Below are 15115 nucleotides of genomic sequence, written 5' to 3' on the forward strand. Positions count from 1 at the left end.
AGGCGACTTGCGTGTTATAGCTGCTTGACGCTCTTGCGTGAAACCACGGTGGTGTGGAGCTGCGAAATACAAGGTGCGTAATGTGCGTCAGTTGTCTGGTCAATGAGGCGTTTAACTGCAATTTCTCCCATTTCATGCTTGGGAACGTGCACAGAGGTTAGAGAAGGCTGAATCAACTTACAGATGCGGTCGTCGTCAAAACCTACAACCGAGACATCGCTTGGAACTTCAATGTCCAACTCATGCAGAGCACGGACAACGGTAGCTGCCAAGCTATCACTTTCGCAGAAAAATGCGGTGGGTAGCGAGTTACGCTTTTGCTCCAGCCAATCGACCAGTTGGTGATAGGCCTCTTCGGGAGCCGAGTCAACAAGCACGCGATTTTCCTCGGCAAACGGGAATCGCATGTCGTCGAGAACGCGGCGCATACCGTGCTCACGCAGGGGATAATTCTTGCAGCGCTCCACGTGTCCAACGTATCCGATGACTTCATGGCCGTGCTCAACCAATAACGTGCACGCACGATATGCTGCGGTTTCGTTGGCGGTAACCACACAGTCAAACGGCAGTTTGTCACTCCAGCTATCTACGATTACTAGCGGTAGGCTAAATTCTTCCAGTAAGGAGAACTGATCGTCTGAGACAATCTCGGTGGCGAGAAGAACAATGCCAGCCCCCTCGTTTTGTTCCAGTTCCGCGATGTTTTTTCTACTGGTAACAGGGTCGGGGAGGTCTAACGTAACCATCGCCGACGGCAAACCAAGTCTACGAGCAGCTCGTTCAATGCCGGTATAAACTGCCGATTGGAAGGTGCTTTCGTCAACAATGTGGCCGTTGACACGTGCAATCGCAAAAATAATGCGGGAAATTTGAGTCGAGCGACTATAGCCAAGGCGGGTGATTGCCTCAAGGATGATATTAGTTGCCTTAGCTCCGACATTACCTTTTTCGTTGAGGACATTAGAGACAGTTGCAGGAGAATAGCCTGTTTCAGCAGCTATATCTCTAATGCTTACTCTCGTCATGGCGTCCCTCTCAAATATCAAAATAAACAGTTCAACTATTACGTTAAAAATGTTTTACCTGTAAGTTCAATGTAAAACTTATACATTCACTATATAAAAATTGTACATATAAAACAACATGGACAATCTTGTTTAATTTGTTTACAATACCTACATTAAGTGTTTAGACACCGAGAAACCTGGGCAATAAACAGGTAATATCAACCACATATCAGGGCGAGAAAATCTCGTTCTGTCTCAAAGGAGAAGATATGAAAAAGGTAGTCGTAGCTTGTGGTTCCGGTATCGCAACCTCTACTGCTGTTGAGGCAAAGGTCAAGGATCTTCTTGATTCAAACGGTCTTGCTGGAGCTTACACCATTGTTAAGTGCTCCATTGGCGAGGCAGTTAGCCAGTGTGCAGATGCAGATATTCTCATTGCAACTACTGAGGCGCCTGCAAGCATTACGTGCCCATATGTTAGCGGCGTTCCTTTTCTTACCACTATTGGTAAGGCAGCTGCTGAGCAGCAGATTCTTGATATCCTCAAGTAAGTAGTTCGGTAATGTACACCCGCTTGCCAACGGCAGCGGGTGTTTGTGTTTTGTTCGAAAGAAGGTAAGTGTGGAAGTAGTAATTTCATTCTTCTCGTTCCTTCAGGGCCTCGGTGTTGCAGTCATGATGCCAATCATCCTGACCATCATCGGTTGTGCTCTGGGAGCAGGCTTTGGTAAGAGCCTTAAGGCTGGCCTTATGGTAGGTGTTGGCTTTATCGGCCTTAACCTTGTCATCAACCAGCTGTTTGGTACCGCAATTGGACCTGCAGTTCAGGAAATGATTCACCGCTTTGGTCTGACTCTTAACGTCATCGACGTTGGTTGGCCAGCAGGTGCAGCAATTGCACTTGGCACCACCATTGGTCTGGTTATCATTCCTTTGGCACTCATCGTTAACCTGCTTCTTGTTTTGGTTAACTTCACTCAGACTGTCAACGTTGATATCTGGAATTACTGGCACTACGCATTCGTCGGTTCTCTTGTTGCAAATGTTACCAACAACATCATGCTTGGCTTTGCTGCAGCAATCATCGATGAGGTCATCCTGCTTGTTCTTGCTGACGCAACTGCAAAGGATGTCCAGAAGGCGCTCAACATGCCAGGCGTTTCTATCTCTCAGGGCTTCTCGCTTGCTTATGCTCCAGTTGCTATGGGTCTGAACTGGCTGATCGATAAGATCCCTGGTGTTCGTGACATTGACATCGACGTCGAGTCCATGCAGAAGCGCTTTGGCGTCTTCGGCGAGCCACTGTTCATCGGCACCGTCATCGGCCTCATCATCGGCTGCGTTGCATACTTCGACGCTGCTGATATCGCAGGCTCCATCACCAAGATCCTGACCATCGGCGTCACCCTTGGTTCCGTTCTGATTCTTATTCCTCGTATGGCAGCTCTTCTTATGGAAGGCCTCCTGCCAATCTCCGAGGCAGCTTCAAACTTCATCCAGCAGCGCGTTAAGAACCGCGGCAACATCTGGATTGGCCTCGACTCTGCAGTTGCAGTTGGCCACCCAGTAACTCTGTCTCTGGCTCTTATCTGCATTCCTCTGATGGTTCTGTTTGCACTTCTGCTTCAGCCAGTTGGCAATCAGACTCTGCCATTTGTTGACCTTGCCGCTGGCACCTACATGCTCGCAGTCGCAGTACCTGTCTGCAAGGGTAACGGCTTCCGCGGCCTGATCATCGGCATTGTTTCCGTCATCATCGGCCTGCTGATCTCCACCGCTCTTGCTCCACTCATCACACAGTCTGCAACTCAGGCTGGCTTCGACATCGCAGCTGCAGTTGGTAGCACCGGCGTTGCTGGTTCTTCCCTGATCACCGTCCTTTCCGACGGCGGCAGCCCACTGTCCGGCCTGTTTGTTCTGTTCTCCAGCATCAACCCAATCGTTGGCGTTGTAGTAACTGGCGCAATCGCAGTTGCACTTGCAGTGTGGAATCGCAGCCGCATCCTCAAGGAGGCTGCTGCAATGCACGAGGCTCAGGAGGCTTAGTCCCGAGCAGGCCTCGTTGCCTACAAAAAGTCGCAAGGAGGCTCGTCCAGGTTTTGCTTGGCGAGCCTCTCTGTTTACCGCTTAACCCAAAAGGCGAGAAACCATGTCTACTCCAGAGTCCTCTTCAACCAGCAAGCGCTCGTCGGCCGACGCCGCTGCAATCGCCGTTGCGACCGCGACCAAACCGGTCACGTACACATACAACCGACGTCGTTACGTCATTGACGTGCTACTGCCCAACTACGTCTCGATAGTCGTACTTATTGCAGCAATTATTTTGTTTGCGCTCGGATTTATCCGCTGGTTGATGCTCTTTTTGGCTGTGGTTTGCCTGTATTCGATTCTCAACGCGTTTCTCGCACATGCCTATCCTGAACAGGTTATTCTCGCCCCAGATTCAATCACATTTGTAACGGGTAAACATAAATCAACTTACAAGTTGTCTCAAATTACGCAGATTCGCGTGCGAGAGGCCTCGCAAGGACTGCGCTCGTACGTACGCATTAACAAGGCCACTCCGCTGCAAGGTCGCTTCTATTTGACCTGTGCAGATATGACCGATGCGGAGGGTAATGATGCACGAGAGGTCTATAAGTTGCTACTGGACCTCGAGGCAAAACTAGATCCTAACGGATTGCGCGTGCGAGCGCGCAACCAGCAACAGAAAGGGGAGTAGCAATGGCTACAACCGACGCTGAGCTCCTAAAGCCCGAGCTCGTTTTCTTTGACATTGAGGCCAAGGACGCCTTTGAGCTGTTTAATCAGCTGGAGACTCGCTTGAGCAATCTGGGCTATATCAAAGATACCTGGAAAGAGGCAATTTCAACTCGCGAGAAGAACTATCCAACTGGACTTGCTTTTCCTGCAGGTGAGATTGCAATTCCACATACCGATCCTGTCAACCTTGAGAAGCCTTACATCGCAATCGTAAAGCCATCCAGCCCAATTAACTTTGAGCCAATGGGTGGTGACGGTGACACTGTTCCAGCCAAACTTGTCATTAACCTGGGTATTATGCGTGATGGCGGTCAGGTAGAGATGCTTCAGAGCTTGATGGGTATCTTCATGGATGAGGCAAAGTCTGCCGATGTTTTTGGTCAGACCACCGCAGAAGGCATGGTCGCCGCGTTTTCCAAGTATCTCTCCGAGTAGTTTAATTGACCCGAAGTCGTGTACCTGCTGTGATGCTTGATTTAGAGAGGATAACAATGCCTGAAACTATGTCTAACCAGCTCCCTGATGTTGCCGAGCGCTTCATGCGCTACGTGCAGGTTGATTCCCAGTCTAATCCTGAGAACGATACCGTTACGCCTTCCACGCCTGCTCAGCACGAGATGGCTCGCTACTTGGGCGAAGAGCTCAAGGCGTTGGGCTGCACTGATGTCACTGTCGACGAGCATGCTTACGTTACCGGCACTTTCGCCGCATCTAAGGGCGCTGAATCGGCTCCTGCGCTGATGCTTTGCTCGCACCTGGATTCCGTTATTGATGCGCCTGCTTCGGGCATTAAGCCGCACGTCGTCTATTACGAGGGTGGTGACTTGGTTGCTGGCGTTGTTAACGGTAAGACCATCGCTACTACACAGGAACAGGTTCCTGACCTCAAGGATTTTGTGGGCATGGACATCATCTGCTCCGACGGCTCCACGCTGCTTTCCGCTGACGATAAGGCCGGTGTGGCAGAGATTTGCGCCTTGCTCAAACGCCTGGGCGACAACCCTGAGCTTGCGCATCCAACACTTAAGATTGCATTTGTCCCTGACGAGGAAATCGGTCATGGCGCAAGTCTGCTTGACCTAGAAAAACTCGGCGCAGCTTACGGCTACACTGTTGATGGTGAGGCGCTGGGAGAATTTAACTACGAGTGCTTCAATGCAGCTCATGCCGATGTCTATTTCAAGGGTGTTATGGTTCACCCTGGCAGCGCCAAGGATGTCATGGTCAACGCGATCACCGTTGCGTCTGAGTTCCAGCAAATGGTTCCCGCCTTCGAGCGTCCCGAGCACACCGAGGGTTACGAGGGCTTCTACCATCCAATTGCCATCGAGGGTTCCGCATCTGAGGTTAAGCTCAGCTACATTGTCCGCGATCACGATTCCCAGATTTTTGCCAATCGTCAGCAGGTTCTGCAGGATATTGCTGCGTTTCTGAACAAGCGCTATGGCGAGAATACCGTCCGCGTTGAGATTCATCAGGAGTATCGCAACATGGCCGAGAAGTTTGATGGCTATGAGTTTCTGATTGATTATGCTCTTGAGGCAAACCGTGAGGTTGGTATTGAGCCTAAGCCTGTTGCTGCTCGCGGTGGTACCGATGGTGCTCAGCTTACGTTCCGTGGTCTGCCATGCCCCAACATTGCTACCGGTGGATACAATGCTCACTCTGTGCGCGAGTTTATCCCCGTGCCAAGCCTCAAGGTCACCGTTGACCTTTTGGAGAAGCTTGTCGCTAAGTTTGCTACCCGCGGCTAAAAGCTCTGCGTGACCGTACCGCGCTTGCGCTGCACGCGCGTGCGTTGCCTGCGTCCGCGCAATGTACTCGCGTTCATATAGCCGTTTGACGTGCTGCTTTGCCACTCATTGCTTGATTACTACCGTCTACGCTCTCGTTCACCCTTGTCAACAAATGGTGAGTGGGAGCGTAGCATAATTATGAGAGGTCATTGTTCTTTTTTGTGGAGGGAGGCCGCAATGCTCTCAGTATTTTTTGGAATTATTGCCGTTGCGGCGCCCATCACGGCTGCAATTTTGGAGCACTCGGGTAACGTTGGAATTTCCGAGCGACGTCATAGTCACCACGATACATATGTGACTCCCGCTGCACTTACGCGTTCACTCATCATTGATATGGCGTTTGTCAGTGCAATTGCGGTTATTCTGGGATGGCTCTGCTACGTTAACGTATTTACACCAAACCCAGATATTGTTATGGCGTTCTTTGCATCTTTTTCAACTGTTATGTTTATGGCGTGGTACATCTTGAGTCGTTATAAGGTTTCGCTGTTTGATGATGAGATGGTCATAGTTCCTTTTGTGGGTTCAGAGATTAATATCAATTACCAGGACATTAAGCGTATGGAGTGGGCTGGCGATCGCCGCGGTTCTGGATTTAGAGATCTTTTAATTTGGACTTCAGATACGTCAAAGGTACGTCTCTCGGGTATGATTGGACTAGACCAAGTGCTGCTTAAGATTGATCGCTTTGATGTCTTGGCGCATAGCTCAACTAGGTAAAAGTGCAACGCCGTAGTTTGGAGTCGTGCCGGCTCGAGTTGCTTCGGTGTAGAGCTGCGTTCGCTTGGGGTGCGACGCGCGTCGCGTTTGCCCAGCTACACAGCATGCAGTAACGGGGGACGTTTGTGATTAAGCTTGTTTTATCTGATATGGACAACACGCTAGTGCCTTTTGGAAATAGGCGTGTGTCGGACTTCACGCGCAAGGCTATTCACACGCTCCTTGAAGAAACGGACATTGCATTTGGCCCGTGTACCGGCCGAGATTACGTTGAGTTGATGCGTCTTTTCAGCCTTGATGAGGCATGCATGCAAACGGGAGTCATGTCAACGGGTAAACGCGTGCTGTACAGAGGTAAGACCATCTCGCTTTCTATCTTTGATCACAAAACGTTGCAGGGTGTCGCAGACGCTCTTGCTGACGAGAAGAACATGTTCTTGGTTTGTTATCCCGAGAAGACCAACCTCTTCAATCCGGCATATGTTGTAGGTCCGCTGGACAAAGACATTCTTGCCGATTACGAGCGCAAATTGGTGTTTGTCTCGGGTATTGTTGATCAGGTTCCGGATGACGTCGATTTTGTCGCCGCAACAATTGCCTGTCCAGGCACGGAGAAGGACATGGAGCGCTGCCAAAAGAAAGTTGCCGCAGCTTGTCCTGACGTGTATACCATGTCGGTAGTTCCACAGTGGTTTGATGTGCTGCCCAAGGGCATATCTAAGCTGACTGGGTTTGAAACACTCCTAGAAAGAACAGGCATTTCTCCTGAAGAAGTACTCGTTTTTGGAGACGGCGAGAATGACGTTGAGATTTTAAGTAAAGTTCCGCACTCAGTGGCGGTGGCAAATGCAATTCCGGAGGTTAAGCAGGTAGCAAAGCATCACGTAGGTGCATCTGCAGACGATGGTGTTGCACATGCTCTGCTTGAGCTGGTGCGCGCGACAAAAGCAGGGGAGACTCCCCGTTTTATGATGGAGAACTAGCATGATTAAACTCATTGCATCGGACATGGACGGTACACTTTTGGACCAGAATTCCGAGGTTCCGCCAGAGACATTTGAACTCATTGAAGAGCTGCACAAACGTGGTGTTCACTTTGTAGCAAGCTCTGGTCGTCGTTACGACACACTGCGTTGGCTGTTTCAGCCGGTTGCAGACAAGATTGACTACGTGGCTTCTCTTGGTACGCAGGTCTATGTAGAGAACGAGGTCATCGACCGCGAGGTTTTCTCGTCAGCCTCTATTCGAGCACTGTTTGAGTTGTCGTCTGAGTTTGACTGCATTCATTTGGTTGTTTATGACCGCACTCATACGTATCTACTGGACGATCAGAGTTCGTTTGTACGTGAGTTGGACAAAGACTTGCCTAACGCCGAGCGTGTATTTGATCCGCCTTCACCTGACGTTAGTATCATCAAGGCTGCTGTTTGTTGCGATTCTAGGGCTCGCTCTATGGATATGGCCATGATTCTTGAGCGTGAGATGGGCGACAGATTGTCGTTCATGCCTTCTGGAGAGACGTGGATTGACGTGGTACCTCGTGGTGTGAACAAGGCTACAGGACTTGAGCAGATTCGCAGGTATTACGGCATTTCTCGTAATGAGATTGCTGTTTTTGGCGATTCTATGAACGATTACGCTATGCTGCGTTATGCGGGCACTGCTTACGTTATGGACAACGCTCGCTACGCACTTAAAACAATTGCTACAAAGGTTATTGCTCCTAATACTGAGCAGGGTGTGCAGAAAGAAATGCGTCGTATTTTGGAAGAGTTGGCGTAGTAAGAGCTGTTGCATAATATGAATTGTCATAACAAGGAAGAATCAGTTGCTGCAGTAAGCGCATGACTTGAAGTAACTTTTGTGAGCAGTTGTTTGCTCAATTGTTCGACGTGACCATTTGGCGATAATTTCATACCGTTGATCCCATTCTTTTCTGAATCTGATGTACTTATTTCGAGAGTCGAAATAAGGTAGTACAGACAGAAATAGAGAGGAGGGGATGCGCATGTCAATCGTCAGTACTAAAGACATTGCATATTCTAATAAACGCGCAGTTATTCAGGCATTATGCGAGAAAAATGCTCTGTCTCGTGTTGAACTAGCGCGTGAATTATCTCTTTCTCCTAGTACCGTTACTACTATTGTTCACGATTTGCTTCAGTCAAAACTGGTTGAGGAAAGTTCAGAACGTGTAGTTACCGCTGGTAGATCAAAGACGCTTCTGCAACTTGCTCCAGAGTTTGGTCTCTTGGGGCTTATTAGGGTTTCTCGCCAAAAACAGGAACTTGTGCTTGTTGACATGGCTCTCAATGAATGGGCTCGTACCACGTTATCAGAGGAATTTCCTTCCGGAGAAACTCTACTTGAAGGTACTAAGGTTGCTCTTACAAACCTTATTGTTGATGGAGCAATTCTTAAAGGAATTGGAGTTTTGCTTGAAGGAGACGTGCAGGAATCAGAACTTTCCGTTATGTATTCGACGGGACATGATTCGGCAACAATTTCTCTGGTACAAGCGTTGGAGAGTACTTTTAGGGTAGTAGTGAAGCAGTTTGAACAGAGTGATTTTGCACTGTCTCAAGTAGAGAGTGCAGACAACATTGATGATATTGCTTCGTATTTTCATCTTTCATTTGGAACTCGAATAGTAGCTCAGGTTGTTTGCAATAATGTCCTCCTTCCTATGAAAGAAGGGTTAAACGCAGATGTTACTCAGCAGCTTGTGACTGCAGATGGTCTGCAGCTTGATAAATTAATGAACCTTGTCCGTACAGTTCAGAGTCTATTTTCCTTTGATGCTGTGGTTGTGTCTGTGCCTGAAGAAGATAGTTCTACTTCTTCGTTTAAGGCAGATGCGCTGAGTAAGGCGTTGTCAACTCCTGCGATTTTGGCACAAAAGTTTGCTCAGTTTGAAAATTTTCCAAAACTGATAGTAACAAGAATGACTTCAAGAAACTTACTAAAGGACGCTGTTTCTGCCCTTAGATTAGTTTGTCTTTGTCCAGAAACTGTTCAGCTTTGGAAACGAGTGCTTGTTTCTGGTTGGCATCCAGTAAGTTCTGCGTAGCAAATCAGCAAGGTATCTGTAGGGAAGTAGTGCGTTATATGCTGCACTGGAACAAAGGTGTTTCTCGACTTTGTCTGCTCATCAAAGTCGTCAACATGGTGCTCATGCATCTATAGAAGTGCGTGTAGGTTATTTTAAGGAGAGATAGCTGCATCTGCTATCAAACAATGTGTTCCTAAGGAGGAAACATGGTTCAGGGTATTTTGATCCTCTTGGTTTTTGTAGCTGTCGCTGCATTAATGATGACCAAGAAGATCCCAACTCTGCTAGCCCTGCCACTGATGGCTATTTTGATTTGTGTCATCGCGGGCGTTCCAATGTTTGGAAAAGATGGCGACGGAAAAGAAATTGGTTGGCTAACATCAGTGTTTGAGGCTGGAACCGTTCGCATGGGCGCCGCAATCATGGCTGTTATTTTTGGCGCATGGTTGGGTCAGCTTATGAACAAGACTGGCGTTACTGAGACAATTATTAAGAAGAGTGCAGAGCTTGGTGGCGATAAGCCCCTGGTAATCACTTTAATTATGTCTGTTGCGGTCGCTGTCCTCTTTACTACACTTTCTGGCTTGGGATCAATCATTATGGTTGGCTCAATTGTTTTGCCAATTTTGATTTCTGTTGGTGTTCCCGCAGCTAGTGCAGCATGTATCTTCTTGATGTCATTCACCACTGGTCTGGCGCTTAATATTGCTAACTGGACAACTTTTGCTAAGCTCTTCAATCTTGATATTGCTCAGGTTCAGGGTTTTGAGGTATATCTGGCTGTTGCAACTGGTATTGCAACTTTAATCATGATTATTGTTGAGTTTAAGCGTAATGGTATTAAGTTTGCCTTCAGTGCTCCAGTTACTGAGCAGAGCAACTCTAAGCAGCTTACTGGTGTTGCAGGCGGTCTTGCAATGCTGACTCCATTGATTCCTATTGTGCTTGTTGCTTTCTTGAAGGTCCCTGTTACCCCAGCATTTACCGTTGGTATTCTGTGGTGCTTGCTGTTTACTTCTAAGAGCTTTAGTAAGGCAATGAATCTTTTGGCAAAGACCTGCTATGACGGTGTTACCGACGCTGGTCCTGCAATTATTTTGATGGTTGGTATTGGTATTCTCTATCTTGCAGTTACCAATCCAACGGTTAAGGCAGTTCTTAATCCATTCCTGCTTGGCATCATGCCACAGAATCTCATTGCATACATTATCTTCTTTGCGGTTCTCTCGCCATTAGCCTTGTATCGTGGACCTATGAACATGTTTGGTCTTGGTTCTGGTATTGCAGCTCTTATCATTGGTCTGAACACCTTGAATCCTCTTGCTGTTATGGGTGCATTCCTGGCTGCAGAGCGTATCCAGGCAGGTGGCGACCCAACCAATACTCAGAACGTTTGGACTGCAAACTTCTGTGAGGTTGACGTCAACACTGTTACTCGTAAGATGCTCCCTTATCTCTGGGTAGTTTCCATCTTTGGTGTAATTCTGTCTGGTGTTCTGTACTTCTAAGCTCTGACCTTGGGACGAGAAGATCCTTTGCGGTCTTCTCGTCTCGTTTTATCTTTGCGGCTGATATGTTGCTGCATATCGAGGAGGAAACGTGAAAGTTCGTATTGGAATTGACGTTGGCGGAACATTTACCGATGCTGTTGCCATCGACAATGATACGTACGAAATTATCGGCACGGTTAAAACGCCTACCACGCATACCGCTGAAGCAGGTGTTGCTGCAGGTATTGTGCAGGTGCTTCATGATGTGATGGAGCAGCATAGCATTAAACCCGAAGATGTTGTCTTCATTGCTCACGGCACCACTCAGGCCACAAATGCTTTACTTGAGGGTGATGTAGCTCAGGTTGGTATTGTGACGCTTGGTAGTGGCCTTCAGGGCGCTAAAAGTAAGAGCGATACTAATGTTGGAGATATTGAACTTGCTGCCGGTAAATTCCTGCGTACCAAAAATGCGTTTGTAGATACGTCTTCTGACGTTGAAGCCGGCATTAAGAGCGCAATTGAACAGCTTTTCTCGGATGGTTCAACTTCTTATGTTGCAGCTGAAGCATTTAGCGTAGACGATCCAACTAACGAGAATGCCGTTATTGCAGAATGCTCTGATAGAGAACTTCCTGCTACAGCCACAAATGACATCTCTAAGCTTTATGGTCTGGCTATTCGTACCCGTACAGCAGTTGTTAATGCATCCATCATGCCAAAGATGCTTGAAGCTGCAAACATGACTGACAAGAGTATTCGTGAGGCTGGTATTGAGTCGCCACTTATGGTTATGCGTTGTGATGGTGGTGTAATGACCGTTGATGAGGTTCGTCATCGTCCAATCCTTACTATTCTCTCTGGTCCCGCAGCTGGTGTAGCTGGTGCTTTGATGTACGAGAAGCTTACCGACGGACTGTTCTTTGAGGTTGGTGGCACTTCCACCGATATTTCTTGCGTTAAAGATGGCAAGGTTATGGTTAAGTATGCGGAAGTTGGTGGCCATAAGACGTATCTCTCGTCATTGGATGTTAGAACCGTTGGTATTGGAGGCGGTTCTATGGTGCAAATTTCTGATGGTAAGGCTGTTGATGTGGGACCTCGTTCTGCCCACATTGCCAACCTGGATTACGAGGTTTACACCAACGCAGAAAAGATTGTGAACCCACGTCTGGTTGCTGTTCGCCCTATGGATGGAGATCCTGAATACGCAGCTATTGAGTGTGATGACGGTCTTCGTGTTTGCTTGACTATGGCCGGCGCAGCAAATCTTGCGGGCTTTGTTCCTGAGGGCGATTATGCTTGCGGTTCTGTTGAAGCTGCTCGTGCGGCATGGGCTCCTCTTGCAGAGAATATGGGTGTGAGTGTTGAAGAGGCAGCAGCTCAGGTTCTTGCATTTGCCGCAAAGAAGAACGGTGCTGTAGCTGAACAACTTATGAAAGACTATGGCATGGACCCTCGTACAACCGTTTACGTTGGCGGTGGCGGTGGCGCTTCCACTGTTGTGTCACACTTGGCAAAGAGCATGGGCCATACCTTCCGTATTGCTAAGAACGCTCCTGTTATCTCAACTATTGGCGTTGCTCTTGCAATGGTCCGTGACATGGTTGAGCGTAGCGTTACCAACCCATCTGACGATGATATCGTTAGCGTCAGGCGTGAGGCAGAAGCTCGCGCTATCAAGATGGGCGCTGCTCCTGGAACCGTTGAGGTTACTGTTGAGGTGGATACACAGCGTCACGTTGTCCGTGCAATTGCTGTTGGTGCTACTGAACTGCGTAGTAAAGATGTTAATGCCACACGTCTGAGTGCAGATGAGCTTAAGAAACTTGTGATAGAGAATCTTGGCGAGGGTGCAGAAAACGTTTCTGAGGTTGCTCATTCTTCCGAGCTCTTTGCCTATACCGCAACCACTACAGAAAAGAAGCTCTTTGGTCTTCTCACCAAGAAACGCACTGCTCTTCGTCTTATTGATTCCGAGGGCGTTATTAGACTTCAGCGTCCTAATGCTGAGGTGCTTCAAGAAACTATTAGTTCATGGCGTAAGGGCGTAACAGCGCTGGTAGAGGACTTAACTGTATACAACGATGGCGGCGCTAATCTGCCAAACGTCTATGTTGTGGTGGGTAAGCGTATCATCGACCTTTCTGGAATGACTTCGCTTGAGCAGATCTTGAGCCTTGCAGCGGTAGAGCTGGGCGGTTATTCATCTGACGAGCCTGTTATTATTGCTGCCACACTTCGTTTGGGCGATTAGACTGACATGCAGAACGCAAAACACACTCTGGCGAGAAAATCGGCAAACCTTGAAGCGGAGTCTATTTCTGATTCTGCTTCACGGTTTCCTTTTCCAACTCGTGAGCTTGCTCTTAAAGAGCTCTCGTGGGATCGCTATGTTATGCGGATTCCTGAGGAGGATAAAAAACGCATAGTTGATTTAGCTTGGTCAAAGGGCGAGTGTGCTGCACATATGGTGTTTGAAGAGTCAAATGGTCAAAGTGACTTCTTTCAAATTTGTAAAGATGCAGGTATGACTATTATCAAAAAAGATATTGATTGCGTATATGGAAACCAGCGCTATTTCAGTGATTACGTTTCTGGTACAAAAGAAATCACACTCTACGAGCAGTCATGCGCGCTGTGGGCAAAACAAAATCAACTTGACTTGCATGAAGCTCAAAATCTTATTTTGATGCATGAGTTTTTTCATGTTTTGGAGACAACTCGACTTGGATTAACGAGCAAAGAATATACCGTTCCACTGTTTACCATTGGTCCTTTTAAGTTGGGAAAAACGGGCATTCATGCACTATCTGAAATTGCAGCGCACGCATTTACTAACACTTACTATGGTTTATTAAATAGCTCTTCTGGCTTAAATAGCGTTTCTGACACAGGAGGAAGCAATGATTCATAAAGAAATTACCTGGAATAACCTACGAATTCCTGTTGTTGGAAGTTTTGATGTAGTTATTATTGGCGGCGGTGTTTCTGGTTCTGCCTGTGGAATTCGCTGTGTTAATGAAGGTCTTTCAACGCTCATTGTGGATAAGTCAAACTTGCTAGGAGGATCTGCTACACGAGCGCTTGTATGCCCGATGATGCCTACGTATGTCCGTCACCTGCCTGTTCTTTCTTCCATTGAGCAAGAGCTTTTGGCTTCAGGTGACGCTACGCGTGATAATTACACTACCATGATTTGGTTTGCTCCTGAGCGCTTGGGAGAAGTATATGAGCAGCTTTACGCTGCTAAGGACGGTCAGATTCTCTACGATACGTCTCTTGTAGCTGTAGTTTTATCTGATTCTGATGGCGAGAAAACCATTACGCATGCAATTCTCGCCTCAACCGAGGGCCTGATTGCAGTAGCTGCTCAAACGTGGATTGATGCATCTGGCGATGCGGTTTTGTCCAGAGCTGCTGGCGTACCAGTTGCAGCTGGTGATAAGGATGGCATTAATCAGGTTTGCAGCCTGCGTTTTACCATGGGTGGTATTGATGTTGAGCGTTATAGGGATTACGTGCTTTCGCTTGATGATCACTTCTCACCATTAGTTGATGGATATTTCTTTGAGTCTGCAATGGTTGCGGGTAAAAATTTTAAGCTGGAGCCAAAGTTCCGCGAGGGAATTGAAGCAGGCATTCTTGAAGAAGAGGACTTGCGCTACTATCAGATTTTCTCGCTTCCCGGAAAACCAGGTTGCATGGCATTAAACTGCCCACATATTGCAAGTATGCGTACAAACACTACGGGAGCTGCACGTTCCAATGCAACGATTGAAGCTCACGCCCGCATTCGCCGGCTTGTTACTTTCCTGCAGCGTATGATGCCTGGATTTGAACAAAGCTATCTTATGGAGCAGGCTTCACTTTTGGGTGTTCGTGAGAGCTGGCGCGTTGAAGGCCAGGTAATGTTGACTGAAGAGGATTACGTTAACCAGGCCCGATTTGATGACGGTCTTGTTCGTGGCGATTGGTACATTGATGTTCACTCCAATAAGGGTGGACTCTTCCATAAAAATACGTACAAACAAGGTGACTATTACGAGATTCCGTTCCGTTCGATGGTCACCAAACATATCAGCAACCTGGGTGTTATTGGTCGTTGTATCTCTACGACTTTTTTGATGCAGGCAAGTGTTCGCATTATTCCAACGGTGACCGATATGGGAGATGCTATGGGTACAGCGTGTGTTCTCGCAAAACGTACGTCAACACCATTGGCCAAATTGGATGGCGCGGCGGTTCGTGCAGAAGTAGAACAAATGAAAGCGTTGAATTTATGAT

Annotated in this window: 14 protein-coding genes; 13 read left to right on the plus strand and 1 reads right to left on the minus strand. The window is 47.8% G+C overall.

Annotated features, from left to right (window positions below; genetic code table 11):
• Nucleotides 1–14: 14 nt before the first annotated feature.
• A complete protein-coding gene (locus APAR_RS00795; RefSeq protein ID WP_012808246.1) occupies nt 15–1025 on the minus strand; it encodes a LacI family DNA-binding transcriptional regulator in 1011 nt (336 codons plus the stop codon).
• Nucleotides 1026–1276: 251 nt separating this feature from the next.
• Here APAR_RS00795 and APAR_RS00800 point away from each other — a divergent pair, with 251 nt between their 5' ends.
• From APAR_RS00800 to APAR_RS00860, 13 genes are all read left to right on the plus strand, one after another.
• The gene (locus APAR_RS00800) at nt 1277–1558 is read left to right on the plus strand and encodes a PTS sugar transporter subunit IIB (RefSeq protein WP_012808247.1); all 282 of its coding nucleotides are present in this window, start codon (nt 1277–1279) and stop codon (nt 1556–1558) included.
• Nucleotides 1559–1628: 70 nt separating this feature from the next.
• Nucleotides 1629–3053 carry a PTS galactitol transporter subunit IIC gene (locus tag APAR_RS00805; RefSeq protein WP_012808248.1) on the plus strand — a complete coding sequence of 475 codons (1425 nt, stop codon included), beginning with the start codon at nt 1629–1631 and terminating at the stop codon, nt 3051–3053.
• Nucleotides 3054–3156: 103 nt separating this feature from the next.
• Entirely contained in the window at nt 3157–3729 is a 573-nt protein-coding gene (locus APAR_RS00810) for a hypothetical protein (protein ID WP_012808249.1), read from the plus strand.
• Nucleotides 3730–3731: 2 nt separating this feature from the next.
• Nucleotides 3732–4205 carry a PTS sugar transporter subunit IIA gene (locus APAR_RS00815; RefSeq protein ID WP_012808250.1) on the plus strand — a complete coding sequence of 158 codons (474 nt, stop codon included), beginning with the start codon at nt 3732–3734 and terminating at the stop codon, nt 4203–4205.
• 56 nt (nt 4206–4261) lie between these two features.
• Nucleotides 4262–5524 carry a peptidase T gene (gene pepT, locus APAR_RS00820; RefSeq protein ID WP_012808251.1) on the plus strand — a complete coding sequence of 421 codons (1263 nt, stop codon included), beginning with the start codon at nt 4262–4264 and terminating at the stop codon, nt 5522–5524.
• Between the two features lie 219 nt (nt 5525–5743).
• Nucleotides 5744–6286 carry a hypothetical protein gene (locus APAR_RS00825; RefSeq protein WP_012808252.1) on the plus strand — a complete coding sequence of 181 codons (543 nt, stop codon included), beginning with the start codon at nt 5744–5746 and terminating at the stop codon, nt 6284–6286.
• A gap of 125 nt (nt 6287–6411) precedes the next feature.
• On the plus strand, nt 6412–7269 hold the full coding sequence (locus tag APAR_RS00830; RefSeq protein ID WP_012808253.1) for an HAD family hydrolase: 858 nt from the start codon (nt 6412–6414) through the stop codon (nt 7267–7269).
• Nucleotide 7270: 1 nt separating this feature from the next.
• Complete coding sequence (locus APAR_RS00835) at nt 7271–8068, plus strand: HAD family hydrolase (RefSeq protein WP_012808254.1); 798 nt, start codon at nt 7271–7273, stop codon at nt 8066–8068.
• 226 nt (nt 8069–8294) lie between these two features.
• Nucleotides 8295–9356 carry a winged helix-turn-helix domain-containing protein gene (locus APAR_RS00840; protein ID WP_012808255.1) on the plus strand — a complete coding sequence of 354 codons (1062 nt, stop codon included), beginning with the start codon at nt 8295–8297 and terminating at the stop codon, nt 9354–9356.
• 188 nt (nt 9357–9544) lie between these two features.
• Nucleotides 9545–10846 (plus strand): C4-dicarboxylate ABC transporter, encoded by a 1302-nt coding sequence (locus APAR_RS00845; protein ID WP_012808256.1) that lies wholly within the window; start codon nt 9545–9547, stop codon nt 10844–10846.
• Between the two features lie 91 nt (nt 10847–10937).
• Nucleotides 10938–13085 carry a hydantoinase/oxoprolinase family protein gene (locus APAR_RS00850; RefSeq protein ID WP_012808257.1) on the plus strand — a complete coding sequence of 716 codons (2148 nt, stop codon included), beginning with the start codon at nt 10938–10940 and terminating at the stop codon, nt 13083–13085.
• 6 nt (nt 13086–13091) lie between these two features.
• Complete coding sequence (locus APAR_RS00855) at nt 13092–13745, plus strand: hypothetical protein (protein WP_012808258.1); 654 nt, start codon at nt 13092–13094, stop codon at nt 13743–13745.
• Nucleotides 13735–15114 (plus strand): FAD-dependent oxidoreductase, encoded by a 1380-nt coding sequence (locus APAR_RS00860; protein WP_012808259.1) that lies wholly within the window; start codon nt 13735–13737, stop codon nt 15112–15114. Before APAR_RS00855 ends, APAR_RS00860 begins: the two co-directional genes overlap by 11 nt.
• The last annotated feature ends 1 nt before the right edge of the window (nt 15115 follow it).

Origin of the sequence: Lancefieldella parvula DSM 20469 (assembly GCF_000024225.1) — a bacterium.
Lineage (GTDB): Bacteria > Actinomycetota > Coriobacteriia > Coriobacteriales > Atopobiaceae > Lancefieldella > Lancefieldella parvula.